Here is a 759-nt window from a genome sequence, read left to right on the forward strand (position 1 = left end):
GTGTTCTCAGTGATAGGGTTGCCAAAGAGCTTCCTTTAGAAACTGGAGATCAGATTTTTCAAAAAACTGTAAATATCAGTTTGGGGAAAATTGGTCGTAAGTAACACATGCGGGTAGAAAGTGAGGCCGGAGATTTAGTTCTCAATATATAGGTCTTGGTAAGTTTGATTCATCTGGGTAATGCTTATTATTAGCGGAAGTTCAGGTGTGTTAGGCGATATGAAAAATTTGGAGAAAACCAAATGTACGCAGTTATTGTAAGCGGTGGTAAGCAGCACCGTGTCACCGAAGGTGAAGTGTTAAAGCTGGAAAAAATTGAAGTTGAAACAGGTGGGACGGTTGAATTTGACCGTGTATTACTTGTTGCAAATGGCGACGATGTTAAAGTTGGCGCGCCAAATGTTGAGGGTGCAAAAGTAACGGCTGAGGTTGTTGATCATGGTCGTCACGAGAAGGTACGTATCTTGAAGTTCAAGCGTCGTAAGCACCACATGAAGAGAATGGGTCACCGTCAGTGGTATACTGAGGTGAAAATTACTGGAATTAAAGGCTAACACTGAGTTTATGGTCGCTCTCAGGAGCAATTAAACCGGTTTAGATACGAACAGACAATAGGAGTAGGATAATGGCTCATAAGAAGGCGGGTGGTAGTACCCGCAACGGTCGCGATTCGGAGTCGAAACGTTTAGGTGTTAAGCGATTCGGTGGTGAAGTAGTTAAAGCAGGCAACATTATTGTGCGTCAACGTGGTACACGTTT

2 protein-coding genes are annotated in these 759 nt (G+C 43.2%); both read left to right on the forward strand.

Annotation, left to right across the window (positions count from 1 at the left end):
* The first annotated feature begins 242 nt into the window (after positions 1-242).
* Positions 243-554, forward strand: coding sequence for a 50S ribosomal protein L21 (gene rplU / locus A3729_RS23630; RefSeq protein ID WP_068509871.1), 312 nt, complete (start codon positions 243-245; stop codon positions 552-554).
* 71 nt (positions 555-625) lie between these two features.
* The coding region (locus tag A3729_RS23635) for a 50S ribosomal protein L27 (protein WP_082882166.1) at positions 626-759 on the forward strand (134 nt) is incomplete at its 3' end.

Source organism: Oleiphilus sp. HI0043 (genome assembly GCF_001634935.1).

Bases quoted from the DNA above. Each gene is read 5' to 3' on its own strand.
- rplU (WP_068509871.1), top strand. From the start codon at position 243: ATGTACGCAGTTATTGTAAGCGGTGGTAAGCAGCACCGTGTCACCGAA.